We start from the raw sequence: 23,958 nt of genomic DNA, 5'->3' as shown, positions 1-23,958 counted from the left end.
CACCTGACTGTCAATGACGAAGCCAGGGCCCTACGATGGCGGGATGAAGTGGCTTGAGGCGAGCACGGAGAACTGCCCCGTCCAGCGCACGCTCGACGTGATCGGGGAGAAGTGGACCCTGTTGATCCTGCGCGACGCCGTCAACGGAGTCCGCCGCTTCGACGACTTCCACCGCCACATCGGCCTGTCGGAGGCCGTCCTCAGCGACCGCCTCCGCAAGCTGACCGCGGCCGGCATCCTGAGGACCGTCCCCTACCAGGAACCGGGCAGCCGACCCCGCAACGAGTACCGCCTGACCCGCAAGGGCTGGGACCTGTGGCCCGTCCTGATGGCGCTGAGCCAGTGGGGCGAGGCGTACACCCTCGACTCCGAGGGCCCCGTCCTGGACGTGCGCCACACCGACTGCGGCGCTCCGCTCCGCGTCGTCGTCGAGTGCTCCGCGGAGCACTCCGCCCTCGGCCCCAAGGAGGTCACCGCCCGGCTGGGACCGGGCGCCCGACCCCGGTCGTGAGCGTGACCTCGTACGCCTCCGGGTCGAACGCGGCGAGCCGGCGGCGCATCCGGCCCGTCGACCAGGGCCAGCTGAAGCTGTTGCGGCCGTTGCCGTCGAGGTAGTAGCTCGCGCATCCGCCCGCGTTGTAGACGGTGGACGGAAGTGCCTGCCGCACCTCGGCGTCGAAGGCGGCCTGGACTTCGGGACGGACGTCCATGGCGGCCCAGCCGGCCGAACGGAAGTGCCGCACCGCGCCCGCCAGATACTCCAGTTGGGCTTCGAGAACCATGAAGGCCGAGGAGTGCCCGGTTCCGAGATGCGGCCCGAGGAGGATGAACGCGTTGGGGAACCCGCTGACGGTGGTGCCCAGATAGGCGTCCGGGCTGCCCTTCCAGTGCTCGTCCAGGCTTACGCCGTCGGCGTCGAACACCCGCTGGGCGATGGGCATGTCCAGGATGTGGAACCCCGTGCCCAGGATGATCGTGTCGACGTCGGCGCCGGTGCCGTCCGCGCCGACGACCCGGTTGCCCCGGACGGCCTCGACCGCCGTGGCGTGGACGGTGACGTTGGGTCTGGTCAGTGCCGGGTAGTACGCGTTCGACAGCAACAGCCGTTTGCAGCCGAGCGTGTAGTCGGGCGTCAGCGCCCGGCGCAGCCGTGCATCCCTGACGGTGGCCCTGAGATGGAGGGTGCCCACCTTCTGCACCGCCCGCAGGAGGGCCGGATGCCGGAATCCGAGCCCCAGGGTTTCCATCGCCGCGTACTCGGCGCTCCGCAAGGCCCGTTGGGCGGCCGGGAAGCGTCGCATGAGCCGGCGTTCGGCCCCCGGCACGGGGTGGTCGGGCTTGGGAAGCACCCACTGCGCGGTCCGCTGGAACAGGTCCAGCCGGGCCACCCGCGGCTGGATGGCGGGCACGAACTGCACAGCCGACGCGCCACTGCCGACGACGGCCACCCGCGCGCCCGCCAGGTCGTGGTCGTGACGCCAGCGCGAGGAGTGGAAGACCTCACCGGAGAAGTCCGCCAGTCCCGGTATGTCGGGAACCAACGGCTCATGCCAGGGTCCCGCGGCCGAGATGAGGAAGCGGGCACGGTAGCGGTCGCGGCTGGTCTCGACGTGCCAGCGCGCCTCGGCCGCGTGCCACTGGGCGCGGATGACCTCGGTGCCGAAGCGGATGAGCGGGGTGATCCCGTACGTGGCCGCCGTGCGGTGCAGATAGGCGCGGATCTCGGGCTGGGCGGCGAAGGCCCGCGTCCATCCGGGGTTGGGCGCGAAGGAGTAGGAGTACAGGGCGGAGGGGACGTCGCAGGCGCAGCCCGGGTAGGTGTTGTCCCGCCAGGTGCCGCCCGGCTCGTCCGCCTTCTCGAGGATGACGAGGTCCCGCAGGCCGGCCTCACGCAGTTTGACCGCCGCTCCGATGCCGGACAGGCCGCTGCCGATGATCAGCGCCGCCACCTCGTGGGTCTCGCGCGTGACGGTCGCGGTGGTGCCGTTGGTTCGGGACATGTCAGGCTCCTGTACGCGGGCGGGGACACGGCACGGGCTCTTCCAGGCGATCACGGACCATCGCCCGCGTCGTACGGAGCGAGGTCTCCAGCACCGCCGGGCGGCGGCGCGGATCCATGAGGTTGCCGCCCATCGCGGCCAGGTCGGCGGCGGTTGGCTCGATGCGGATCACGCGGGTGCCCGCGGCGCTCAGCGCGGCGCACTCGGCGCTCAGGATGCGGGTCATGACACGGCGCAGCAACGCTTCGACCCGGCCGAGTCCGCTGCGGCGCCCGGGAGCGAGCGAACTCATCGGCGCCACGACGTACACCTCGTCCAGCCCGCACGGCGCCAGCAGGTCGGCCGAGGTCGGCGAGCCGATGCCGCCGTCCGCATAGCGTCGGCCGCCGATCCGCACCGGTGGAAACCAACCCGGGACCGCCCAGGAGGCGCGCAGCGCGTCCCGCAGGGCGACCGGCGGGGTGTCGGGGTGCCCGAAGGGCGTGCGTCGGCCCGTGTCGAAGTCGGTCGCCACCAGCCAGGTCGCGGAATGCGCCACCCACTTCCCGTCCGGTGCCAGGAAGTCGGCCACGGCCGCCAGCCGGCCGGCGTCGCCCCGGCCGCGCGGCAACAGGCCGGACAGACCGGTCAGCGCGGGCACGGTTGCGCCCAGTGCCCGGCGGGCCAGTCGTGGTGATCCGAGGAGGGCCGCGGGTCGTGGCGGTACGCCTCGGGGCGGTGTCGCGAAGTGGCGGGCCAGTTCGGGACGGGAGTCCTCAGCCGCGAGTTGTGCGGCCAGCAGCTCCCGCACACCGATGCCGCTCCCCAGCATGGCGGCCACCTCGGCCCCGGCCGAGGTGCCCACCAGAACGTCCGCTTCGCGCGGATCCCAGCGCAGGGCCTCCTGGAGCGAGTGCAGGGCGCCGATCGTCCAGACCGCGCCGAGCGTTCCGCCGCAGCCCAGCACCAGCCCTCGGGAAGGCGTGGCTCGCGTACCGGTCGTGGTCAATGCAGTCTCCGCCCCTTTGCGATACCGACGAGATCCGGATACTAGCGGTATCTGAAATCGAGGAACAGGCCCCGCGGGGATAGGATCCGAGGGCCTCAGCACTTCGCGGGACAGCCGCACAGGACGGACAAGGGAACCAAGAACATGGCCCGCCTCAGCCGCGTCGAGAGCCAGGAACGCACGCGTGAAAGGCTCGTCACCACCGCGCGGGACCTGTTCCTGCGCAACGGCTACGCCGCCACTTCCCTCACCGATGTCGCGGAAGCAGCCGGTTTCTCCAAGGGAGCCGTGTACTCGAACTTCCGCAACAAGGACCACCTTTGCCTCGCCGCCATCGACGACATCCGCGCCGAACAGCTGAGGCTGCTGACGGAGGCCGTCATCGGCGACGACCGGTTCGACGTCCGCCTCGCGGCCTTCTCCGCCTGGGGCGAGGCGCACATCGGCGACGAGGCGTGGACCACGCTCGAGGTCGAGTTCCTCACGCGCGCCCGCCATGACGACGAGCTCCGGCGTGAGATCACGGCCCGCGCCACAGCCGTCCGCGAAGTGCTGGCCCAACTCCTCGAAGCGCTGGCCGAGGAACTGGGGGCCGGCCTGGCCATGCCCGCCGACCAGGCCGCGACGACCCTGCTCAGCCTGGGCATCGGCCTGGGCATCCAGCGGGTGGCCGACCCGTCGCTCCCCACCGCGGTGCTCACGGACACGCTGCGTCTCGTGCTGAACCTGCCGTCTTGACGCCCTGACGCCGGCACGGGGCGCCACCGATCTCCCCGCCCCCGGAGCGGCATGTGGTGGAGCGGGCTACACCACGGGTTCGGGAGGCCGGTCCCTCGTGGCGGCGAGCGAACGACGGGATCGTGGTCATCAGAGATCGCAAGAGACCCACGCGCCCCCGGCCTGAAGGAAACTCCCGTGAAGTCGCTGCTCGTCACCGTGAAGTCGTTCGTCGCCAACCTGCTGCTCTGGTCGTTCTTCGTCGGTGGCCTCGTCGCGAGCACCGCCTCCGGCGCGGTTCTCGACGGCACGCAGAAGAGCGTGGCCACCTACGCCGGTATCGCCGTCTCGCTGCTGGCGGGCTCGCGCATCGCGAAGAAGCCGAGGATCAAGGCGTTCCTGTCGAAGTCGTCCACCCTCTGGTTCCTGTTCCTGTTCAACGGCGGCGTGGCCGCTTTCTGCTACCTGACCATGGACGGCGTGAAGGGCGTGGCGACCGCCGCCGGTATGGGTCTGGTGTCGCTGGGCGCGGCCGGCGGCCTCGTCGGGAACCTCCGCAGGCCGACCGCCAACCACTACGAGCCGACCGCGGACCGGCCCGGGGCCTGACCACCGGCGTCGCACCCTTCCGGCTCGTCCGGCTCTCCCGGCTCTCCCGGCTCCCCCGGCTCCCCCGGCGCGACGCGCCCAGGGGCGCGCCTGCTCGTCACGGGGCCCTGTGGCCGGTTTCAATACAGCCGGCGTCACCACCGGCTCCCGGAGAGGATGTCGTCTGCCGGGCGGCGGCCTTCGCCGCCCACCCACACCGACCTGACGGAGTGATGCCAGCATGACCGGATCCCCCCGACCGACCCTGGTGGTCACCGGAGCCACGGGCCGACTCGGCGGTCGCGTCGCCCGCCGCCTGGCCGCGCGGGGAGTGCCCCAGCGGATGCTGGTCCGCAGCCCCGAGCGGGCACCGGAACTGCCCGACGCCACACCGGTCAAGGGCGGTTACGGCGACCGTGAAGCCGTCGTGCGCGGCCTGGCGGGCGCGACGACCGTGTTCATGGTGTCCGCCTCGGAGAGCCCCGACCGGCTCGTCCAGCACAAGGCCTTCGTGGACGCCGTGGCGGAGGCGGGCGTCGAACACCTCGTGTACCTCTCCTTCTTCGGCGCGGCGCCCGACGCCACCTTCACCCTCGCCCGCGACCACTTCCACACCGAGGAACACATCCGTGCGCGTGGCCTGTCGTACACGTTCCTGCGCGACAACCTGTACGCGGAGTTCGTCCCCGACCTGGCCGGTGAGGACGGTGTCATCCGCGGTCCGGCCGGGCAGGGTCGTGCCGCGTTCGTCTCGCAGGACGACATCGCCGACGCCGCCACCGCCGTGCTGACCCGCCCGGCCGAGCACGTCGACCGCGTGTACGACCTGACCGGGCCCGACTCCCTGACCTTCGCGGAGGCGGCGGTCATCCTGTCCGGGGCACAGGGCCGCACCGTCACCTATCAGCCCGAGACGGTCGAGGAGGCGTACGCCTCCCGCGCCACCTACGGGGCCCCGCGCTGGCAGCTCGACGCCTGGGTGTCGACCTACACGGCCGTCGCCGCCGGTGAGCTCGACGGGGTCAGCGAGGACGTGCCCCGCCTCACCGGCCGCCCCGCCACCTCGCTCGCCGACGTCGTCCGCGGGAACGGGGCCTGACCGGCACGATCCCGGTCGAGGCGCTCGGCGGAATGATCGTCATACCGCTGCTCGTCCCCGTCGATGGCGAACCGCGTGTGGGCTCCCGGTGCCTCAGGGGCGGGGGCGGGCGGCGGTGTCGAGGTAGAAGGCGTCGATGCTCTGGACGGCCCGCTCGAACTCGTCCAGGTTGACGGGCTTGGTCACGTAGGCGTTGGCGTGGCTGCTGTAGGCGTCGGTCACGTCGCCGGGGGCGGTGGACGTGGTGAGGACGACCACGGGGATGGTCTGAAGGTCTTCATCGGTCTTCAGGACCTTCAGCAGCTCACGGCCGTTCATGCGCGGCATGTTCAGGTCGAGGACGATGAGGTCGGGCCGCGGGTTGCCCGGGGTGCGCAGGTGTTCCAGAGCGGCGACTCCGTCGGTGACCTGGACCAGGTTGCGGGCTCCACGCTCGGAGAGGGCTTCCTCGATGAGCATCGCGTCGGCTACGTCGTCCTCGACGAGCAGGACGTCGAAGGGTCGGGCGGGGGTGGTCATCATCGGATGCTCCGTGGGTGTCTCGTCAGAGTGGTGATAGAGCCCCGGCCAACGGCGCCGGGCGCCTTGACGGGTCATGCCGCAGGCGGCGCCGAGCTGCGGGTAGCCCGCTCCCGCGCGGGCGGCGGCCACGGCCGCTTCCCGCTGGAGTCGTTCAGCGGCGTGCTGGAGCTGGGCCAGCACGTGGAGCAGGGCCAGAGCCTGTGCCGGGTCGCCCGGTGCCGGGTGCGGGGGGCCTGCCAGCAGCCGGTGGGCGAGGCGCTGGGCAAGGTCGCCGACCGCGGCGTCCGCGATGACGGCAGTCTCCTGCGGAGTGGTCCGCAGATCGAAGTTCTCGCCTGGCATGCCTGGCACTCTATGGTCCGGGAGCAGTTCGCGACAACAAGCGTTGTCGCCGTCTAGAGTGTGCTGACCGTTGTCTTCGGGCAAATGTTCGCAGCGAGGAGTCCACAGAATGACCGGCAGTGAGAGACCACCGCGTACGCGGTGGCTTTCCACGTGGACGACCCGGCGATGGCTCCGCGTGGGGGCGGCCGCGTCCTTGGCGGTTCTCGCTCTCCTCGGCGTCACGGGAGCGTGGGTCCTGGCGCGGACCGAGTCGATCACCAGGGACCTCGTGGACGTGCGGTCTCCCGCGCTGACGACGGCGATCCGGCTGGAATCGGCCCTGCTCGACCAAGAGACCGGAATTCGCGGCTACGGCCTCACCGGCACGGCGGACTTCATCACCCCCTATCAGGAGGGCCTCGCCGAGCAGAAGTCGAACGTCGCGCAACTCACCGAGCTGCTCGCCGGCGACCGGGCCCGCCTGGACGACCTGAAGGCCGTGCAGGATGCCGTGGACACGTGGCAGGAGAGGATCGCGCGGCCCATCTCCGCCGAGCCGGCCGGCGCACCCTCACCGCTGGCCGCCGAACGGGCGGCGGAGGGCAAGAAGGCCTTCGACGCGATTCGTACCGCCCTGAGCACCCAGCAGGAACGGCTGCTCGCGGACCGCGTCCGGGCGAGGGACGACCTGATGGCCACGATGACCCTGCGCAACGTGGTGTTCGGCGCCGCCGCGATCCTCGTCGTCGTCCTCACCGCCTTCGTCTTCGAAGGACTGCGCCGGGGCATCACCCGGCCGCTGGACCAACTCGGCGCGGACGCCCGCACCATCGCCGACGGCGACTTCGACCACCCCATCACCGCGACCGGCCCCGCCGACCTGCGGCGTCTCAGCGGCGAGATCGAGTTCATGCGCCGGCGTCTCGTACGGGAACTGGCCTTCAGCGAGGAGGCGCGTCAGCGTCTCGACGCGCAGGCCGCGGACCTTCAGCGCTCCAACGCGGAGCTGGAGCAGTTCGCGTACGTGGCCTCCCACGACCTCCAGGAGCCGCTGCGCAAGGTCTCCAGCTTCACCCAGCTCCTCCAGCGGCGCTACGGAGGACAACTGGACACCCGGGCCGACCAGTACATCGACTTCGCGGTCGACGGGGCGAACCGCATGCAGGTCCTCATCAACGACCTGCTCGACTTCTCCCGGGTCGGACGGATGCACAACACCCACCAGAGCGTCGACCTGGACACGGTGCTGGAGCGGACCCTGTCCGCGCTGAGCGTCGGCATCGAGGAAGCCGGCGCGACGGTCACCCACGAGCCGCTGCCGACCCTGATCGCCGACCCCACCCAGATGGGCATGCTCTGGCAGAACCTGATCGGCAACGCCGTCAAGTTCCGCCGGCCCGGCGAAGCGCCGCGGATCCACATCACGTCGGCACGGGAAGGCGAGCTGTGGCGGTTCACCGTCACCGACAACGGCATAGGCATCGCACCGGAATACGCCGACAAGGTCTTCGTGATCTTCCAACGGCTGCACACCAAGGACGTCTACTCCGGCAGCGGCATCGGCCTCGCGATGTGCAAGAAGATCGTCGAATTCCACGGCGGCACCATCGGCGTCGACACCGCCTACCAGGACGGCACACGCATCGACTTCACCCTCGCACCGGAGCCGCCGGTGAGCCCCGGGCCGTCCACCCTGCCCGAAGCCGACCGCTCCGGCACCGAGCAGACACGATGACCACAGCCATGACGGCCGGCCCCGGCGCGGCGTCCGACGAGCCGACGTACCGCATCCTCCTGATCGAGGACGACGAGGGCGACGCCCTGCTCGTCGAGGAGCTGCTGTACGACACCGGGCTGCGCTTCGAGCTGACGATCCGCACCACCCTGGCCGAGGCCCGCACCCAACTGGCCGGCGCGCCGATCGACTGCGTCCTCCTCGACCTGCATCTGCCCGACGTGTCGGGCATCGACGCGGTCGCCGCCGTGCGGGCCCTGGCCCCGCACACCGCGGTCATCGTCCTGACCGGGCTGTCCGAGGCCCAGGCGGGCACCGACGCCATGGCCGCCGGAGCCCAGGACTACCTCGTCAAGGGCAAGGTCGAAGCGGACTTGCTGCTCCGGACGGTGCGCTACGCCGTCTACCGCAGCAAGACCGAGCGCGCGAGCGCCGAAGCCCAGGCCACCCGGCTGCGGGCGGAGGAGAACGCCCGCCTGGAACGCGGCCTGCTGCCCCAGCCGATGCTCGACACGTCCACCGTGCGCGTGACCTCCCGCTATCTGCCCGGCGCCGCGATGGCCCTGCTGGGCGGGGACTTCCTCGACGTGGTGGAGGGAGACGACGGACTGCTGCACGCCGTCGTCGGCGACGTCAGCGGACACGGCCCCGACGCCGCCGCACTCGGGGTCTGCCTGCGCATCGCCTGGCGTTCCCTCGTGCTCGGCGGACACCGTGGCGAGGACCTGCTGCATCTGATGGAACGCATCCTGATCGCCGAACGCGGCGGTCAGCAACTGTTCGCCACCTGCACCCTCCTCACCCTCGACCAGGACGCCGCGACCGCCACCCTCCACCTCGCCGGCCATCACGAGCCCCTCCTCACGACGGCCGAGGGAACCCGGGAAGTGGCCGCGGCACACGGCATCGCGCTGGGCATCGTCCCCGGGCTGCGCAGCTGGCCCTCCACCGTCATACCGCTCCCGGCCACGGGGGCCCTGACCCTCTACACCGACGGTCTCACCGAGGGGCACAACGGGGCGACGAGCGAACGGCTCGGCGTCGAGGGGCTGCTCGCGCTGATCGGGAACCTGCCGTCGGCGGACCCGGCCACCCACGTCGACCTCCTCATCAAGGAGACCCACGAGCTGAACGCCGGACGGCACTCCGACGACCTCGCCGTGCTCCGCCTCGACTGGGGCAACCGCCCGACCGACCCCTGAAAGCCTCCCGGCGCCGAAGGAACCCGGCGGACTCGGTCGTGGACGACGGCCGAAGCGCCGCGCCCGCCCGCGGCCTGGCCGACGAGCGTCCACCGCCCCGCGGGCAGATCGTCGTCGAAGAGATGGGATCAGTCCGCGCAGCGCCGCGGGCCGCCGCCGGCAGCGCACCGCCGAACGGGGGCGCTCAGCTCGGGGAGGATGGGGTGAGCACCACGAAGTCGGCGTCGGACTGATCGAGACAGACGGCGAGCCGCCCGACGCCCTCCGCGTCCATCGGTCCCATCTGCACCTTGCCACCGCTACCGGTGACCGCGGCGACGGCGGCGTCGCAGTCGGCGACGGCGAACACCGGGTGCCAGTACGCCCGCCCGCCCGCCAGGGCGAGGTCCTCCTCGCGGACCTCCATCAGGCCGCCCTGCATACGTTCCTCGGGAAGCCCGGCGGGGGTGATGAGGGTGTACGCGCCCCCGCCGCCCGGCATGTCCATCTCGCTGTACCGCCAGCCGAAGACCGTGCCGTAGAACTCCTTCGCGGCCGCGGCGTCGGGCGTGTACAGCTCGGTCCAGGACAGCGAACCCGGCACGTCGGCCAGCTCGAAGCCCGCGTTCTTCCCTGGCTGCCAGACCGCGAACTGGCCGCCCGACGGGTCGGTGTACTGCGCCATCCGCCCCCACTCACCGAGGTCTCTCGGGGGCACCCGGACCGCGCCGCCCGCGCCCTCCACCGCCTGGGTGGCGGCATCCGCGTCGGTGACGGTGTAGTAGATCATCCAGGCCGAGCGGGCGCCCTCCTCGGACAGCTTGCCCAGCCCGGCGACGGTCTTGCCGTCCTTCTGGAACATCCCGCCCTCCATGTCCTCGCCCTCGCCCTCGCCCCCTCCCATGGGCTCGAAGGTCCAGCCGAGCACCGAACCGTAGAAGGCCGCGGCGGCCCGGACGTCGGGCGCACCGAGGTCGAGCCAGCAGGGGGAGCCGGGCGTGAGGTCGGTCGTGATCACGGCTGTTCCCTTCGGAGGTCCTGTTGTCGTTTCAGCGTGACACCGGCCATCTGGAATCGCGCGTCATCGCATCCGGTGGTCACTCCGCGTAGCGCACCGGGCCTGCGGTCGATCGACCGCAGGCCTCTTCGGCCACTCACCCACGTACGGGTGGGCCCTCCGCCGTACCGGGAGGTCCGTGGCCTGATCGACGCGGAATCCACTGGTGTGGGCGAAGCGACCCCCGGTGTTATTCAATGAGGTGTGCGGTCAGGGATCTCGGGGCCCCGTCGCACGGGTCCGAGTAACGACCCCGGCGCAGCGCCGGGGATTGCTGAGAGTTGCCGCATGGACTCCACGCCCTCCCCTTCGTCCTCATCGCCGTTCGACCTGGTCAGCCGGGCCCTGGGGCGCTACATCCCGCGCGGCGGATCGGCAGCGGCCACCGGTCCTGGCAACGCGCGGGGCGACGACGACCGCGCCACCGCCCCCCGACGCGTACCCGACGACCCGGCAGTCGACCGTCACGATCAGATTCTCGGCGTGGTCAACCTGGACCGGGATCTGAGCATCACCCGCTGCAATCTGGACGCCGCCGTCTTCGCGGGTCTGGGCGCGGTGGAGGGGAGACCTTTCGCCGATCTTCTGCCCCCCGGGGACATACCGACGGTCACACGGCGGTTGCGGCAGGTCCTGGAGATCGGTGAGGCGCACGTCGCCCGGATCCAGCGCCTGCGGCGCGGCGACGGCTCGGATCTGGTGGTCTCGATGAGCATCCTGCCCGCAGCGGCGCCCCAGGAGGGCTTGACCGTCTCCCTGATCGCCATGGCGAGGAGGCTGCACCTGTACGCGGCCGAGACGGCGATCGGCACCTCGCTGGACATCGGCGAGACCGCGCAGTCGCTGGCGGAGTCCCTGCTGGCCTGGGGAGACGTGGCCGCTGTCGACCTCGACTTCGCCGTGTGGACGGGCGAGGGAGTGACCGAGCAGGCGCAGGGGCGCATCCGGTTGCGGCGGGCAGCCCTGGTACCGGACCGGGTGTGGCCCGAGGGTTACGTGACTCCGGGCGACGATCTTCCGAGCGACGCGAGTCGCCTGCTGGCCCAGGCGGTACGGCGCGACGACGCCCCGCAGGCCATCGTCGTACCGGACCGGGAGGCGGTCGAGCGGCTCCTCGGCAGTCCGCGAGTGATCCGTGCCCTGGTGCCCGGGGACCGGTCGGCGAGTGTGGCGTGCATACCGCTGGTCCTGGACGGCACACCGCCCGTCGTGCTGGGCGTGGCGGAGGTCTGGCGGCGGGCGGACCGCCCCTTCCGCGACAGCGAGTTGTTCGACCTGCAGGAACTGGTGGCCAGGACCGCCCATCACGTCGACCTGGCCCGTCAGCACCACAGGGAACACACCCAGGTGCTGGCGTTGCAGCGTCGGCTGCTGCCCCGGGCGGGCGGCCACACCCTCGAGATCGCCAGCGTCTACCAGCCCGCCACTCCCGACAGCGCGGGCGTCGGCGGCGACTGGGTGAACAGCTTTCCGTTGCCGGACGGTCGTACCGCTCTGGTGGTCGGTGACGTCGTCGGGCACGGCCTGGGAGCCGCGGCGACCATGGGCCAGTTGAGCATGGAGGCTCGCGCGCTGCTGTCCGCGGGGCTGGCGCCCGACGAGGTGCTGGAGCACCTGGACGAGACCGTGACGCTGCTGGACGACGCGGAGTCCGGGCTGGCGGCCGGCTACAGCGCCCTCGGCTCCACCTGCTGCATCGCCCTCTACGACCCGGTCAGCCACCTCGTGGCGCTCTCCAGCGCCGGCCATCTCCCTCCGGTCCTGGTCCTTCCGGACGGCCACGCGGGACCGCTCGCGGTCAGCCCTCACCCCGGCCTGGGCGCCGAGTTCGCACTGCGGGAGCCGTTCGACGTGTTCACGTTCGGGGCGCCCCCGGGCTCCCTGCTCGCCCTCTACACCGACGGCCTGGTGGAGGATCCGGCCCTGTCGATCGACGAGGGGATCGGCAAACTGGCGGACGTCGTGTCCACGGTGCACCCCTGGGACACCCTGCAGCAGGCCGCACGACACGTCGTCTCCGCTCTCGCACCCGTACGCCAGCGCGACGACGTGACCCTGCTGCTCGTGCGCATGATCGGCTACCGCAAGGAGGACACCGCGACCTGGCGGCTGCCCGCCCGCGACGACGCGCCCGCCCGTGCCCGCGCCCATGTCTCCACGCTGCTGCGGCAGTGGCAGACCAGGGGCGCCGCCCAGGACGACGTATCGCTGCTGGTCAGCGAGCTGGTCACGAACGCGGTGCGCTTTGCCTCCGGCCCGATCACGATACGACTGATCAGGGCCGGTCACAGCCTGCTGTGCGAGGTGGGCGACACCGGCAACGGCAGGCCGCGTCTGAGCCGGGGCGGCCTCCTCGACGACGGCGGGCGCGGCCTGCACGTCGTGCACCGGCTCACCACCCGGTGGGGGGTGCGGTGGACGGACACGGGCAAGGTGGTCTGGGCGGAAGTCGCCAGGTGAAGCGGCTGCCGGTCGGGCGCGGACCACGCCCAGCGGTACCGCTGGCCTGACCGGTGATGCGTGACCCGTGACCCGTGATGCGGGCGCGGCCCGCCCGTTTCTCGTACGGGTGGCGCGGGCTGCTCCTACAGCCACTCCCCTTCGAGTGCGGTGGCGGTGAGGCCCGGTGCCGCCGCGTACAGGACGGCGCGATCGCCGGACTTCTGCCCGGCGTCGTGCGCCCGCCGCAGGATGTCGAACACGGCGGCGCCTCCGCGGTTGCCGCTGGTGTAGCTGTCCCGGCTGTAGTCCAGCAGCCCCGACGGCCACGCGTCGGGCATCGTCTGCTCCATGTATTCGAGCACCCGGGTCCCGCCGGGGTGCGCGAGCAGCACGTCGGGGTGCCAGGCGTCGGGGTCGTCCTGGTAACGGAGGCGCAGCCACTCCCACATCGCGGTGACCGTCTCCTGTACGGCGCGCGGACCGCGCCGGTCCATCACGAAGTGGGTGCCGTCCGCCCGCGTCTCCAGGCGGTGCAGGTCCTGGGTGCCGGGCAGAGTGTGGTGCCAGGCGGCGTCCAGCCGCAGCACCGACTCGGGCCTCGGGCGGCCCGTGACCACCGCGGCGACCGCGGTGTCCGCGAACAGCAACCGGACGATCAGGGACTCGAGGGTGTCGTCCGCGGGCTGGTAGGTGGTGCTCAGCGCCTCCGCGATCACGACCAGGACCACCCGGTCGGGGTCCGCGGCCACGAGATCCGCCGCCAGGGCCAGGGAGCGGGTCCCCGCGACACAGGCCCACTGCGTGGCCGGCAGCAGCATCACGTCGCTGCGGAGCGCAAGTCTGTTGGTCAGGGCGACGTCGAGACCGGGCAGCGCCGGGGTGGTGGAGTGACTGGTGATCAGGCAGTCGACGTCCGCGGCGTCCAGCCCGGCGATCTGCAGGGCTCCGCGCGCCGCGCGCTCCCCGTAGGACTGCACGGCCTCCCAGGCCGGGGCGGTGCGCTCCTGGACGGTCTGCGGCGCGGGTATCGCCTCGAGGGCGGCGATCACGCGGTCCACGTCCTGTTGGGTGAACCCATCGTGTGCCAGCGCCTTTTGGGCGGCCTCGACGCCGACACCGCGCAGGCCGCCGCCGTCGCCGGGCGCGACTGCGGTCTCCAGCGGCAGCATCCACCCGCGGGTCTCGATGCCCGTACTGGCCGCGATGCCGTCGATCCGCGGGGCCCACGCCGCGTGCGGGTGCCGGTCGCGCACCTCCGCCGCGATCTGGCTGGTCTCCACGGCGTGCTCACCGTGTATCACGGCGGGAGGACAGAGGTATGCGGCCATGATGGGCACCTTTCCGGGGGAACGAGGGGAAACGTCACGAGGGCTGCGTCATGGGCCACTTAGGAACTTCGCGCCCATGCCGATGCGCTCCGCTTCGGGAGTCGCCATCGCTGTCGAGCATGGACGCCAAATGGACATTTCCGCTGTGACTCAGACAACTTGGGCGGCCCCCAAAGGGCGTGATAAGCCACACACCGCCGAAACCGTTCCCCAGGAAAGATCCCGATCCCTGCCGGAGGGCCAGCAGGCCGAAGACGACGCGACACGGCATCGAACGACGGCCGGCGGCCGGTAGCCGGTGGCCGGTGGCCGACGACCGACCACAGGCTGAACTGGCGTGCCTGGGCGAGGCGTTGCGAGCGATCAGTACGTACCGGGTCGGGACGTGCCTTGCCGTGCCGACCCCGGTACGGACCGATCTCCCTCGCGGCACACGCCAGGTCCGTCACGCACCGGGTCGGTCGCGCAGCCTCACCTCAGCCCAGCCATGAGCCATCACCCGCTCAACGGCCCTGCCCGGACGGGGGGACTGGCGTCCTCGTAGCCGCCACGCGACCGAGCAGGGCCACCCTTGTGATCAAGGCCCGCCGGAGCGGAACCCTCGTGAACATGCCCCCGGTGGGCGGTCGGATCAGCGCAGTCCGGCGAAGAGGTCGTTCTCGGGCACGGCCGCGCCGGTGGTGTCCTGGACCCGTACGAACGTCTCGACCCCCATCAACTCGGTGAACCTCTCCTGGCCCATCTTGAGGAAGAAGATGTTCTCGCCCTGGCTGGCGTGCGCGGCCAGCGCGTCGAACTTCTGGCCGCCGAACGCGGTGGTGTCCACCCAGGTGGTGATCTCCTCGTCGGGGAGTCCGATCTCGGCCATCGCGGCGGCCTCGGCGGGATCCGGCTCCTGCCCGTCCGCACCGAACTCGCGCATGACCTCCCCGAACCGCTGCATCATGGAGCGGGGCGCCGTCGTCCAGTACACCTTCGGGGTCAGGGTGGTCATCGCCAGCGCCGCCATCGTGATGCGGTTGGCCTGGATGTGGTCGGGGTGGCCATAGAAGCCGTTCTCGTCATAGGTGACGACCACATCGGGCTCGTAATGCCGCAAGAGTTCCGCGAGTCGGCCGGCGCCCTCCTCCACGGGTGTCCGCCAGAAGGATCCGGGAGCGTCATTGGTCGGCCAGCCCATCATTCCGGAGTCGGCGTAATCCAGCATCTCCAGATGACCGATCCTCAGGACTTCGCAGCTCGCCTCGAGTTCCTGACGCCGCATCAAGGCGACGGCCGCCGGATCGTGCCCGGGATCGCCCGGCTTGACCCCCTCGGGTCCGTCACCGCAACCGCCGTCGGTACATGTCACGAGGACCGTGCGCATGCCCTCCGCCGCGTACCGCGCGAGGACACCTCCTGTTCCGGTGGCCTCATCGTCGGGGTGGGCGTGTACCGCCATGAGCGTCAAGGGCCGGTTGTTCATGAAACAGTCCTCCTGTGTAAAAAAGCATTGTCCGAGTCCGCGGCGGGCGTACGGGCGGTCGCCCCTCGATATCGGATGCCGAATGTCGGATGTCCGGGCGTACCGCGTACCCGGGAACACTGGATCACATCGGGACGGCCCGTCGGTCTCCGTGTTCCCCGCCCGCGCGACGTCGGTCTCTTGGCCGGTGCAACAGCGTCGGCCGGTCCGGCTGTTCCCTCCGTACGCCTCGGAACGGTGCGGCACATCGACGGATTCGTTCGCGCCCCGGTTGGGCAGGGGACTCCGTGAATGTCATGAGCACGACTGCCCTTCCCCCGCAAGGAGGTCGATCATGCACGTCCGTACACTGACCGGCGGCCTGGCCGCTGCCTGTCTGATGTCTCTGGCCCTGGCAGGCGGTCAGGCCGCGGCCGCCCCCCAGGCGACGAACGCCCCGGCGGCCGCCCGTGTCCTGATCTATGACGCCGGCGGCTCCGCGGAGTTCCGCAGTGCCGTCGACCGGGGCGCGGCGATCTGGAACGAGAGCGTCGACGCCGTCGAGCTGCGACCCGCCGCCGCCGGACAACGGGCGACCATACGGGTCCTCGCGGACAACGGCTGGCCACGCGCCCTGCCCACCGCACTGGGCAGCGGCACCGTGTACATCGGGCGCCAGGCCGTCGACCAGGGCTACGACACGGTCCGCATCTCCGCGCACGAACTCGGGCACATCCTGGGCCTGCCGGACCGCAAGCCCGGCCCGTGCTCGAGCCTGATGTCCGGTTCCAGCGCGGGCACCGCGTGCACGAATCCGTACCCGAACTCCGCGGAGAAGGCGGAGGTCGAGGGGAACTTCGGCGGAGCCCTCGTCGGCCGGACCCCGGCGGCGCGCCCCGAGGTGATCGTGGACTGACGCCTGCCGCGCCGCGGACGCCGAGTGGTGGTGCGAGGCAGAACGTCCGCCGGCGAACCGCAGGACACCCGTCCTCCGGCGTCACAGGCAATGGACCGCACCACTCGGGCGTCTGCGGCCCGGGCTCGAACGAACCGCGAGCCTCACGCCCGTCTGACGAGAGATCAGACGGCGAATGCACCCCGCTCACCGAAATCGCATCCTCTCGGATGATCACCCGAGCCCGGTCATCCGAGAGGACCTTCATGTCGCCCCACCCGTTCCGAGGCGCACACCGCACCGCCTCCAGTCTCGCCACCGCACTGCTGGCCCTGGCCGGCTCCCTGGCGGCCTCTGCCGGATCCGCGACGGCCGCTACCGGAACCGGGCAGGTCAGCACGGTCGTCTACACGGCGGCGGAGCAGGCCGCCGCCCTCTCCTACTGGACGCCCGCGCGCATGAAGCAGGTCAGCCGCGCCGTCGACCTGGGGCCGACGGGACCGCTCAGCAAGCCCTGGACCGGCAAGGGCATCCCGAGCATCGGCCGGCTCTTCTTCGTCAACTCGAAGGGGCAGGACACCTGGTGCACGGGCAGCGCCGTCACCAGCGACAACCACTCGGTCATCATGACGGCCGCCCACTGCGCGCGCCTCGGGTCCTCCCCCGCCAACACCTACAGCGACATCGTCTTCGTCCCGGGCTACACCAAGGGCAGCACCCCGTACGGCCGTTATGCCGTCAAGGCGACCAGGACACCGCGTTCATGGGTCGAGGAGACCGTCAACGACATAGCGGCGATGGTCGTCGCCACCCCGGCCTACGGCACGCGCCTCACCGACGCGGTGGGCGCGCAGGCCATCGCCTTCGGCCGTCCGGCCGGCGAGCGGGTCACCGCCTTCGGCTATCCGGCGACCACTCCCCAGCGGGGCGAGCAACTGCTGTACTGCGCCGGCGCCTCCCAACGCGCCCCCGAGGGCGAACAGCGCGTCCCGTGCGACCTCGGCGGCGGTGCGAGCGGCGGCCCCTGGCTCGCCGGCTTCGACTCCGCGACGGGCAAGGGCACCGTGGTCTCGGTCAACAGTCACGGCGAGCGCGACGGCAGCAGCCCGATGTACGGGCCGACGCTCGACAAGACCGCGCAGGCCGTCTACGACGCCGCCCGGCGCGGCTGAGCGCCGCAGTTCCTCGCGGTACCCGGGCCGCACCCCGAAGCCGGCCCGGGCGGAGATCCCTCGGCAGTGCGGGCCACGACGAGGAAGACGTCGGGGCCCGCACGGACGCAACGAGCGCCTACGGTCCCGGCGCCTTCTCAGAATGCGGAGTTGGCGAACCAGTGGGCCAGCAGGTGCTCGTCCCCCTCCTGGGCCAGGGCCTGCGCCTCGTAGGGCAGGCGACCGTAGACGAGCAGGAGCAAGTCGGCCGCGGTTCCGTGGAGGGTCGCGTCGACGGTGGTCGCGGTCGGGGGTGCGGTGTCGAGCCCGAAGCCGTCGGGCCGCAGGCGGACGTCCCAGACTTCGTCCCCGTCGGTCGCACGGAAGCGGATGGTCTTGTCGGGGCCCCGCAGATGGGCCACCTTGGGGGCGAAGAAGGTGGCGAAGGGCAGATTGACGAGGAACTCGTCGATCCCGTCGACCGCGACCGGACGGTCGATCGCGGACGAGAGGCCGAGTGCGAGCTCGGCGTCGGTCCGGTGCACCACGGTCTCGAAGAGCATCCGACGTGCCCAGAAGCGGGCGTGCTGGTCAGCGCCCCATGCCCACATCGGCACGTCCGGGCCGGTGGCCGCGAAGGCGTCCGCGGCCACCGTCGCGCTCTCGGCCAGCCAGTCGGCGTATCCGTCCTCCCGGTCCGGGAGCCGAAGGTCCACTTCACGCTTGCGCGGGGGTTCCTGGATGCGCGCACGCAACAGGACCGAGAACCAACGCTGGACGCTGCCCGTGTGCTTGACCAGGTCGGCCAGCGTCCAGCCCGGACAACTGGGCACCGGTGTGGCCGGGTCGGCGTCCTTGACCGCTGCGACGAACCGGGCGGTCTCCGTGGCGACAGCCGTGCGGTGATCGACCGAGCCGGAGACGGGCGCGTGGTGGGTCCGGTCAGACGACTTCATCGTGACCTGCCTTTCGAGAGAGGCTGCGGGTTCGACCGGACGGCTGGTGGGGGCCGGGAGGAGCGGCCTCGCTCTCGACGGCGGTCATGCCAGCTCCAGGACGAGTTTCCCGACGTTCTCCCCGCGAAAGAGCATCCGCAACGTCTCGGGGAAGTCGTCCACGCTCCCCCTCACCACATGTTCCTTGACCTTGATGCGGCCGGCGCCGATCCAGGCGGAGATGTCCTGCGCGGCCTGCGCGTAGCGCTCGGCGTAGTCGAAGACGACGAAGCCCTCCATACGGGCGCGGCGCACCAGCAGCGAGAGGTAGTTGGAGGGGCCCTTGACCGGTGTGTCGTTGTTGTACTGACTGATCGCGCCGCAGACCACGACGCGCGCATGCATCGCCAGCCGCGTCAGGGCGGCGTCGAGGATGTCTCCTCCGACGTTGTCGAAGTAGACGTCGATGCCGTCGGGGGCCTCTCGGCGCAGCGCCTTCCTGACGTCCTCGGCGCGGTAGTCGATCGCCGCGTCGAATCCCAGTTCGTCGATGAGCATGGCGCACTTCTCCGACCCTCCGGCGATGCCCACGACCCGGCAGCCCTTGGCCTTCGCGATCTGACCGGCGATGGTGCCGACCGCCCCGGCCGCCCCCGACACCACGACGGTCTCGCCGTCCTTCAGCGCCCCGACGTCCAACAGGCCGAAGTAGGCGGTCATCCCGGGCATGCCCAGCGCGCCGAGATACGTCGAGGGCGGGGCGAGGGAGGTGTCGATCTTCATGGCGCCCCTGCCGTCGGAGACCACGTACTCCTGGACGCCGAACGTGCCGACCACGTGATCACCCGGCTGGAAGTCGGGGTGGTGGGACGCGGTGACCTCGATGACCGATCCGGCGCGCATCACCTCGCCGATGCCCACCGGCGGCAGATAGGAGGGTCGGTCGTCCAGCCAGCCCCGCATGGCGGGGTCCAGGGAGATGACGCGCGTCCGGCCCGCGAACCGGCCCGGACCCGGGTCGTCGACGGTCCCTGAACAGTGTTGCCAGTCACCGGGTTTGATGTCACCCACGGGGCGGGCTGCCAAACGGATCTGGCGGTTGGTCGCAGACATCGCGTCTCCTGTCGTTCGCGGCTTCGCCGCAGGGTACCGACCAGTAGGTATGCCAGGCTGCATGACGTTCGCCACACACCATGCGCGACCCCGCCCTCCACGCTCCGCGCCGGACGGGTCAGCCGGTCGAGGTCTACCGCTCGGGCCGGCCCTTACGGTCTCGCTCGTGCAGCAGTCGTGCGGTCTGCTCGGACACCGGCGCGGCCAGCAGGGCGGTGACCAGGTCGACCAGTCGGCTGGTGAACAGCCGGTCGTCCTCGCGAGGGCGGGCAGCGGCCCGGGCCGCGAGTTCGGCGTGACAGAAGCGCATGGCGGTGAAGCGGGTATGGAACACCGTGGTCGACTCGGGAGTCAGCAACGGCTCCAGCAGGCGCCGCCAGGGATAGATGCTCGACCCCTGCGTCACGACGACCTCGACCAGGGGTTCGGGGCGATTGAGCAGTTCGGCCACGATCTGCAGGAACTCGCGGCCGCCGTCGGGGTCGGCGAGTTTCGCGGCGGCGGGCAGCACCAGTGCGGCGGCCAGGGACCGAAGAGCGACGTCGCCGCTGTCGCCGCCGCCGCCGCCGCCGTCCTCGTACTGCTGCAGCAGTGCCTCCCGGCGGGCGTCCACCGCGGGAAGGTGTTTGTCGAGTACGGCCCGCAGCAGACCCGTCCGGTCGCCGAAGTGGTACTGCAGGGCCATCGCGTTGCGCTGACCGGCGGCCCGCTTGATCTCGTTGAGCGACGCACCGTCGACGCCCTTCGCCGCGAACAACCGCTCGGCGGCCCGGATGAGCGTGGCGCGAGTGTCACCGGCCTTCCGGCTCCCGGGCGACGTGGCCTGCGTCTCATGTGCTGTCACGAAGGCCCATGCTAGCGTCGCCCCGCCGAAGTAAGACGCACGCATTAATCCTTGATTAAAGCGCCTTGACGCGCTGCGGAAGTCACGTGACCGCTCCGGAATCCCTGTTCTGCCCGGCGCCGCCCTGCGCCGGGATGGAGGCATCCCTTGAAGACCCTGACCTACCACGGCCCCCACGACATCCGGTACGAAGACGTACCCGACCCGGCCGTCACCAGCCCCACCGACGCGGTCGTCCAGGTCACCACGGCCGGTATCTGCGGCAGTGACCTGCACATCTACGGCGGCAAGGGGTTCAGCCCGGAGACCGGCTACACACCGGGACACGAGTGCGTCGGCGTGGTCGTCGACATCGGCGACCGGGTCACCCGCTTCAAGCCCGGCGACCGGGTCATGGTTCCCGCCTCGGTCGGCTGCACGCTGTGCGCAACCTGCGCGAGGGGACTCACCGCGAGGTGCGAGCGAGCCCATGCCCCGACGGACCTCTGCTACGGAGTGAGCCCGCACCTTCCGGGCAGTCAGGCCCAGGCGCTGGCCGTGCCCCATGCCGACATCAACCTGGTGCACCTGCCCGAGGGCATCTCCGACGAGGCCGCCGTCGTCCTGACGGACAACGCTCCCACGGCCTGGTACGGATGCCGCCGCGCCCGCATCCAGCCGGGCGAAACGGTGCTGGTCATCGGCTTGGGCCCGGTCGGCCTCATGGCCGCGCAATCCGCCTTCGCGATGGGCGCCGCCCGTGTGCTGGGCGCGGACCTGGTCGCGGAGCGCCGTGCCTTCGCCGCCACCCTGGGTGTGGAACCGGTCGAGGGCGAGGACGCACGGACCGCCATACGGGAGATGACCGCGGGACGCGGACCGGACGCCGTGGTGGAGGCCGTGGGCTCGGACGCCACCATCGAGCTCGCCCTCAAGGCCGTCCGACAGGCGGGACGCGTCAGTGTCGTCGGCGTCAGCCAGAACAGGGCCTTCCCCTTCCACATGGGACTGGCCCAGGTCAAGGAGCTGGAGTTCGCCATCGGACTGTGCTCGATCCACTACGAACTCCCCGCACTGATCCCGCTCGCCCAGGCCGGCCGGATCACCCCGGAGGTCGTGGTCTCCCACCGCTTCCCCCTCTCCGAGGGCCCCGCCGCGTACGAACTGTTCAACAGCCGCGCCGCCGGTGTCCGCAAGGTCCTTCTCGACCCCACCTGCTGATCCGCCCAGCGAGGGCATCCGCTCAGCCTTCTCCGCCCGGGGACCACATCGACCCCGAAACGTGATCCCCCGGGGGGATCCCAGGCATCCCAACCGGTCGGTATGGTGCGCCGCCAGAACCATTCCTCCCCGTTCACCTCCACGGATCCGAGCCGCAGCGGAAGGCCAGGCGATGACGTACGCCGACGAGAACCGATATCCGCCATCAGCACCCACGGGACGGCCGCTGCCCCACACCGAGCCCCGGACGTACGACCACGACGTCCCTCGGTACGACTCGCACGGGACTACGTACGGAAACTCGCACGGGACCTCGCACGGGACCTCGTACGGGAACGCCTACGGGAACTCGTACGGGCAAGCCCCCTGGGACGAGCCGCACCGGCACGAGTTCCCTCGACACAGTGGCGACCTCGCCGCACTCCGCTCGGCCTACCGCCGACTGCGTCGGACCGCCACGCTCGCCGCGCTCGGCTCCTTCGTGGTGTACGTCGTGCTGTCCTGTTACGCGCCTGGACTGATGGGGGCCACGATCGTCGGAGAGCTGAGCCTGGGAATGGCCCTGGGCGTCTTCCAGCTCGTCGTCACCTTCGCGGCGGTCTTCTGGTACGGACGCGGCGCGCAACGCTCGGTGGATCCGCTGGCCCGCGCGGTCAGAGAGCGTGCGGTCCCCACCGGCCGGAACGCGGGGGTGGCGAGATGAACGACTCCGGGACGCAGGCCACCGTCCTGGTTCTGTTCACCACGCTGGTCACCGTCACGCTGATGATGTGCGTCATGACGGGACCGGACCGCGAGGACCTGACGAACTTCTACACCGGCTACCTCTCGCTCACCCCGCTCAAGAACGGCCTGGCGATCGCGGGCGACTACATCTCGGCCGCCACGGTACTGAGCACCACCGGCATCATCGCGCTCGCCGGATACGACGGCTACGTTCTCGCGGTCAGCACCGCCCTGTCGCTGGTACTGCTGATGTTCCTGCTGGCCGAACCCCTGCGCAACGCGGGCAGGTTCACCATGGGCGACGTCCTGGCCCGCAACATGCCGGGACGGTCCGTGCGTATCGCAGCCTGCGTGGTGACGCTTTCGGCGACCCTGCCCTTCCTGGTCGTCCAGCTCTCCGGGGCCGGGTCGCTGCTCACCTTCATCCTTGACATCCCGCACGTGGCGGGCGCCAGGACGGCGTGCATCGTCATCGTCGGCAGCCTGATGATCATTTACGCGGCGATCGGCGGCATGAGAGGCACCGCCCTGATACAGATGATCAAGATCGTCCTCCTGCTCGGCACCAGCGTCGTCGTCGCCGCGTTCGTACTGAACCGCTTCGACTGGAACCCCAGCGACGTCCTCAGAGCCGCCCAGCACGGCAGCGGCGCGGGCCCCGCCTACCTCCAGCAGGGCCTGCAGCTGGGCACCTCGACCGTCGACCGGCTCGACTTCGTCGGCCTCCAGGTCACCGTGGTCCTCGGCGTGGCCTGCCTGCCCCACATCACGATGCGTCTGTACTCCGCGCAGGACGTGCCGGCTGTGCGTCGCTCCATGTCGTGGGCGGTCGGCACGGTCACCACGTTCTGCCTGCTCGTGATCGTCATGGGGACGGGCGCGGCGGCGCTGGTGGGGTCGCGGGCCATCACCGCGGCCGACCCGCACGGCAGAACGTCGCTGCTCATGCTGTCGCAGGCGCTCGGCGGAGTCCCCGGTTCCGCGGGCGCGACGATCCTCTACTCGGCCGTGGCGGGCATGGTCTTCATCACCCTGTTGTCGTCGGTCGCGGGGATGACCCTGGCCGCGGCCTCGTCGCTCGCCCACGACCTGTTCGCCCATGCGACGCGGCGCGGGCAGGCGTCGTCGCCGCGCAGGGAGATGACGGTGGCGGCGTGGACGAGCGTGGCCGTGGGAACCGTGGCGATCGTGCTCTCCACCCTCGTCCAGCACTGGGACGTCGGCGTGCTGACCACGCTGGCCATCTGCATAGGCGCCTCCGCCGTGGCGCCCGCGCTCACCTACTCCCTGTTCTGGCGAGGATTCACCCGCACCGGCCTGCTCGCCACCCTCTACGGCGGCGCGGCCTGCGCCCTGCTGTCGATGATCTTCTCCAAGGCCGTCTCGGGCACACCGTCCGCCGTCTTCCCCGACGCCGACTTCCACCTGTTCCCCCTGCAGTCCACCGGGCTGGTCTCCATCCCGTTCGGCTATCTGGCGGGCTGGCTGGGCAGCCGACTGGACCACCGGCGCCGCCCGGCCGACAGCCACGAGAACCGGCGGCTGTACGAGGAGAACGAGGCACGGCTGCTCGCCGCAGCGCAATGACGTCGAGGGGATCGAACCGCTCATCCTGGCGGGGCTGATCCTCGCGAGGGCGACAGCGGCGTACGTGCGGCGGCGCTCGACG

General features: G+C 71.0%; 21 protein-coding genes. 12 read left to right on the top strand and 9 right to left on the bottom strand.

From position 1 onward, the window contains the following. Positions 1-43 precede the first annotated feature (43 nt). Complete coding sequence (locus ACIRPU_RS07350) at positions 44-511, top strand: helix-turn-helix domain-containing protein (protein WP_355701822.1); 468 nt, start codon at positions 44-46, stop codon at positions 509-511. On the opposite strand, the gene ACIRPU_RS07345 is transcribed toward ACIRPU_RS07350, so the two are convergent. Both ACIRPU_RS07345 and ACIRPU_RS07340 read right to left on the bottom strand, forming a co-directional pair. Further along, on the bottom strand, positions 471-2,000 hold the full coding sequence (locus tag ACIRPU_RS07345; protein ID WP_403862883.1) for a flavin-containing monooxygenase: 1,530 nt from the start codon (positions 1,998-2,000) through the stop codon (positions 471-473). The two genes, ACIRPU_RS07350 and ACIRPU_RS07345, sit on opposite strands and share 41 nt — an antisense overlap. A gap of 1 nt (position 2,001) precedes the next feature. Beyond that, positions 2,002-2,988 (bottom strand): patatin-like phospholipase family protein, encoded by a 987-nt coding sequence (locus tag ACIRPU_RS07340; RefSeq protein WP_403862879.1) that lies wholly within the window; start codon positions 2,986-2,988, stop codon positions 2,002-2,004. A 144-nt stretch (positions 2,989-3,132) separates the two neighbouring features. Between ACIRPU_RS07340 and ACIRPU_RS07335 the strand changes: the two genes are divergently transcribed. From ACIRPU_RS07335 to ACIRPU_RS07325, 3 genes are all read left to right on the top strand, one after another. After that, a complete protein-coding gene (locus ACIRPU_RS07335; protein WP_403862876.1) occupies positions 3,133-3,726 on the top strand; it encodes a TetR/AcrR family transcriptional regulator in 594 nt (197 codons plus the stop codon). A gap of 177 nt (positions 3,727-3,903) precedes the next feature. Then, positions 3,904-4,314 carry a hypothetical protein gene (locus tag ACIRPU_RS07330; protein WP_403862873.1) on the top strand — a complete coding sequence of 137 codons (411 nt, stop codon included), beginning with the start codon at positions 3,904-3,906 and terminating at the stop codon, positions 4,312-4,314. 220 nt (positions 4,315-4,534) lie between these two features. Continuing rightward, positions 4,535-5,392, top strand: coding sequence for an SDR family oxidoreductase (locus ACIRPU_RS07325; protein ID WP_403862870.1), 858 nt, complete (start codon positions 4,535-4,537; stop codon positions 5,390-5,392). A gap of 93 nt (positions 5,393-5,485) precedes the next feature. Here ACIRPU_RS07325 and ACIRPU_RS07320 read toward each other — a convergent pair whose 3' ends face one another. Beyond that, the gene (locus ACIRPU_RS07320; protein ID WP_403862867.1) at positions 5,486-6,256 is read right to left on the bottom strand and encodes a response regulator; all 771 of its coding nucleotides are present in this window, start codon (positions 6,254-6,256) and stop codon (positions 5,486-5,488) included. A gap of 109 nt (positions 6,257-6,365) precedes the next feature. Here ACIRPU_RS07320 and ACIRPU_RS07315 point away from each other — a divergent pair, with 109 nt between their 5' ends. Beyond that, positions 6,366-7,973 carry a CHASE3 domain-containing protein gene (locus tag ACIRPU_RS07315; protein WP_403862864.1) on the top strand — a complete coding sequence of 536 codons (1,608 nt, stop codon included), beginning with the start codon at positions 6,366-6,368 and terminating at the stop codon, positions 7,971-7,973. Then, complete coding sequence (locus ACIRPU_RS07310) at positions 7,970-9,175, top strand: PP2C family protein-serine/threonine phosphatase (RefSeq protein ID WP_403862861.1); 1,206 nt, start codon at positions 7,970-7,972, stop codon at positions 9,173-9,175. The genes ACIRPU_RS07315 and ACIRPU_RS07310 overlap by 4 nt, the downstream gene beginning before the upstream one ends. A gap of 184 nt (positions 9,176-9,359) precedes the next feature. On the opposite strand, the gene ACIRPU_RS07305 is transcribed toward ACIRPU_RS07310, so the two are convergent. Further along, positions 9,360-10,172, bottom strand: coding sequence for a VOC family protein (locus ACIRPU_RS07305; protein WP_403862858.1), 813 nt, complete (start codon positions 10,170-10,172; stop codon positions 9,360-9,362). Between the two features lie 327 nt (positions 10,173-10,499). On the opposite strand from ACIRPU_RS07305, the gene ACIRPU_RS07300 reads away from it, so the two are divergent. Beyond that, a complete protein-coding gene (locus ACIRPU_RS07300; protein ID WP_403862855.1) occupies positions 10,500-12,671 on the top strand; it encodes a SpoIIE family protein phosphatase in 2,172 nt (723 codons plus the stop codon). 125 nt (positions 12,672-12,796) lie between these two features. On the opposite strand, the gene ACIRPU_RS07295 is transcribed toward ACIRPU_RS07300, so the two are convergent. Then, positions 12,797-13,981 carry a type III polyketide synthase gene (locus ACIRPU_RS07295; RefSeq protein WP_403862852.1) on the bottom strand — a complete coding sequence of 395 codons (1,185 nt, stop codon included), beginning with the start codon at positions 13,979-13,981 and terminating at the stop codon, positions 12,797-12,799. A gap of 631 nt (positions 13,982-14,612) precedes the next feature. After that, positions 14,613-15,446, bottom strand: coding sequence for a PIG-L family deacetylase (locus ACIRPU_RS07290; protein ID WP_403862849.1), 834 nt, complete (start codon positions 15,444-15,446; stop codon positions 14,613-14,615). Positions 15,447-15,780: 334 nt separating this feature from the next. Here ACIRPU_RS07290 and ACIRPU_RS07285 point away from each other — a divergent pair, with 334 nt between their 5' ends. Both ACIRPU_RS07285 and ACIRPU_RS07280 read left to right on the top strand, forming a co-directional pair. Continuing rightward, positions 15,781-16,341 carry a snapalysin family zinc-dependent metalloprotease gene (locus ACIRPU_RS07285; RefSeq protein WP_403862846.1) on the top strand — a complete coding sequence of 187 codons (561 nt, stop codon included), beginning with the start codon at positions 15,781-15,783 and terminating at the stop codon, positions 16,339-16,341. A 245-nt stretch (positions 16,342-16,586) separates the two neighbouring features. After that, positions 16,587-17,492, top strand: coding sequence for a trypsin-like serine peptidase (locus ACIRPU_RS07280; protein ID WP_403862843.1), 906 nt, complete (start codon positions 16,587-16,589; stop codon positions 17,490-17,492). Between the two features lie 137 nt (positions 17,493-17,629). On the opposite strand, the gene ACIRPU_RS07275 is transcribed toward ACIRPU_RS07280, so the two are convergent. The 3 genes from ACIRPU_RS07275 to ACIRPU_RS07265 form a co-directional block, all read right to left on the bottom strand. Beyond that, positions 17,630-18,427 (bottom strand): maleylpyruvate isomerase family mycothiol-dependent enzyme, encoded by a 798-nt coding sequence (locus ACIRPU_RS07275; protein WP_403862840.1) that lies wholly within the window; start codon positions 18,425-18,427, stop codon positions 17,630-17,632. Positions 18,428-18,511: 84 nt separating this feature from the next. Further along, entirely contained in the window at positions 18,512-19,519 is a 1,008-nt protein-coding gene (locus ACIRPU_RS07270) for an NADP-dependent oxidoreductase (RefSeq protein ID WP_403862837.1), read from the bottom strand. Positions 19,520-19,652: 133 nt separating this feature from the next. Next, the gene (locus ACIRPU_RS07265; RefSeq protein ID WP_403862834.1) at positions 19,653-20,363 is read right to left on the bottom strand and encodes a TetR/AcrR family transcriptional regulator; all 711 of its coding nucleotides are present in this window, start codon (positions 20,361-20,363) and stop codon (positions 19,653-19,655) included. Between the two features lie 147 nt (positions 20,364-20,510). Here ACIRPU_RS07265 and ACIRPU_RS07260 point away from each other — a divergent pair, with 147 nt between their 5' ends. The 3 genes from ACIRPU_RS07260 to ACIRPU_RS07250 all read left to right on the top strand — a co-directional run bounded on the left by ACIRPU_RS07260 (position 20,511) and on the right by ACIRPU_RS07250 (position 23,876). Beyond that, entirely contained in the window at positions 20,511-21,563 is a 1,053-nt protein-coding gene (locus ACIRPU_RS07260) for an alcohol dehydrogenase catalytic domain-containing protein (RefSeq protein ID WP_403862831.1), read from the top strand. 172 nt (positions 21,564-21,735) lie between these two features. Continuing rightward, positions 21,736-22,266, top strand: coding sequence for a DUF485 domain-containing protein (locus tag ACIRPU_RS07255; RefSeq protein WP_403862828.1), 531 nt, complete (start codon positions 21,736-21,738; stop codon positions 22,264-22,266). After that, positions 22,263-23,876: a cation acetate symporter gene (locus ACIRPU_RS07250; protein WP_403862825.1), complete on the top strand. Its 1,614-nt coding sequence runs from the start codon at positions 22,263-22,265 to the stop codon at positions 23,874-23,876. Before ACIRPU_RS07255 ends, ACIRPU_RS07250 begins: the two co-directional genes overlap by 4 nt. Positions 23,877-23,958 lie beyond the last annotated feature (82 nt).

Origin of the sequence: Streptomyces sp. NPDC102259 (assembly GCF_044766465.1) — a bacterium.
Taxonomy (GTDB): Bacteria; Actinomycetota; Actinomycetes; order Streptomycetales; family Streptomycetaceae; genus Streptomyces.
The sequence above is the reverse complement of the archived record's forward strand: the minus strand, read 5'-3'. Positions and strand labels throughout refer to the sequence as shown.

Excerpts from the sequence above, each read along its gene's own strand:
- ACIRPU_RS07300 (WP_403862855.1), top strand. The coding sequence starts at position 10,500 with ATGGACTCCACGCCCTCCCCTTCGTCCTCATCGCCGTTCGACCTGGTC.
- ACIRPU_RS07255 (WP_403862828.1), top strand. The coding sequence starts at position 21,736 with ATGACGTACGCCGACGAGAACCGATATCCGCCATCAGCACCCACGGGA.
- ACIRPU_RS07285 (WP_403862846.1), top strand. The coding sequence starts at position 15,781 with ATGCACGTCCGTACACTGACCGGCGGCCTGGCCGCTGCCTGTCTGATG.
- ACIRPU_RS07345 (WP_403862883.1), bottom strand. The coding sequence starts at position 2,000 with ATGTCCCGAACCAACGGCACCACCGCGACCGTCACGCGCGAGACCCAC.
- ACIRPU_RS07310 (WP_403862861.1), top strand. The coding sequence starts at position 7,970 with ATGACCACAGCCATGACGGCCGGCCCCGGCGCGGCGTCCGACGAGCCG.
- ACIRPU_RS07275 (WP_403862840.1), bottom strand. The coding sequence starts at position 18,427 with ATGAAGTCGTCTGACCGGACCCACCACGCGCCCGTCTCCGGCTCGGTC.
- ACIRPU_RS07315 (WP_403862864.1), top strand. The coding sequence starts at position 6,366 with ATGACCGGCAGTGAGAGACCACCGCGTACGCGGTGGCTTTCCACGTGG.
- ACIRPU_RS07350 (WP_355701822.1), top strand. The coding sequence starts at position 44 with ATGAAGTGGCTTGAGGCGAGCACGGAGAACTGCCCCGTCCAGCGCACG.
- ACIRPU_RS07250 (WP_403862825.1), top strand. The coding sequence starts at position 22,263 with ATGAACGACTCCGGGACGCAGGCCACCGTCCTGGTTCTGTTCACCACG.
- ACIRPU_RS07290 (WP_403862849.1), bottom strand. The coding sequence starts at position 15,446 with ATGAACAACCGGCCCTTGACGCTCATGGCGGTACACGCCCACCCCGAC.
- ACIRPU_RS07280 (WP_403862843.1), top strand. The coding sequence starts at position 16,587 with ATGTCGCCCCACCCGTTCCGAGGCGCACACCGCACCGCCTCCAGTCTC.
- ACIRPU_RS07325 (WP_403862870.1), top strand. The coding sequence starts at position 4,535 with ATGACCGGATCCCCCCGACCGACCCTGGTGGTCACCGGAGCCACGGGC.
- ACIRPU_RS07335 (WP_403862876.1), top strand. The coding sequence starts at position 3,133 with ATGGCCCGCCTCAGCCGCGTCGAGAGCCAGGAACGCACGCGTGAAAGG.
- ACIRPU_RS07295 (WP_403862852.1), bottom strand. The coding sequence starts at position 13,981 with ATGGCCGCATACCTCTGTCCTCCCGCCGTGATACACGGTGAGCACGCC.
- ACIRPU_RS07320 (WP_403862867.1), bottom strand. The coding sequence starts at position 6,256 with ATGCCAGGCGAGAACTTCGATCTGCGGACCACTCCGCAGGAGACTGCC.
- ACIRPU_RS07270 (WP_403862837.1), bottom strand. The coding sequence starts at position 19,519 with ATGTCTGCGACCAACCGCCAGATCCGTTTGGCAGCCCGCCCCGTGGGT.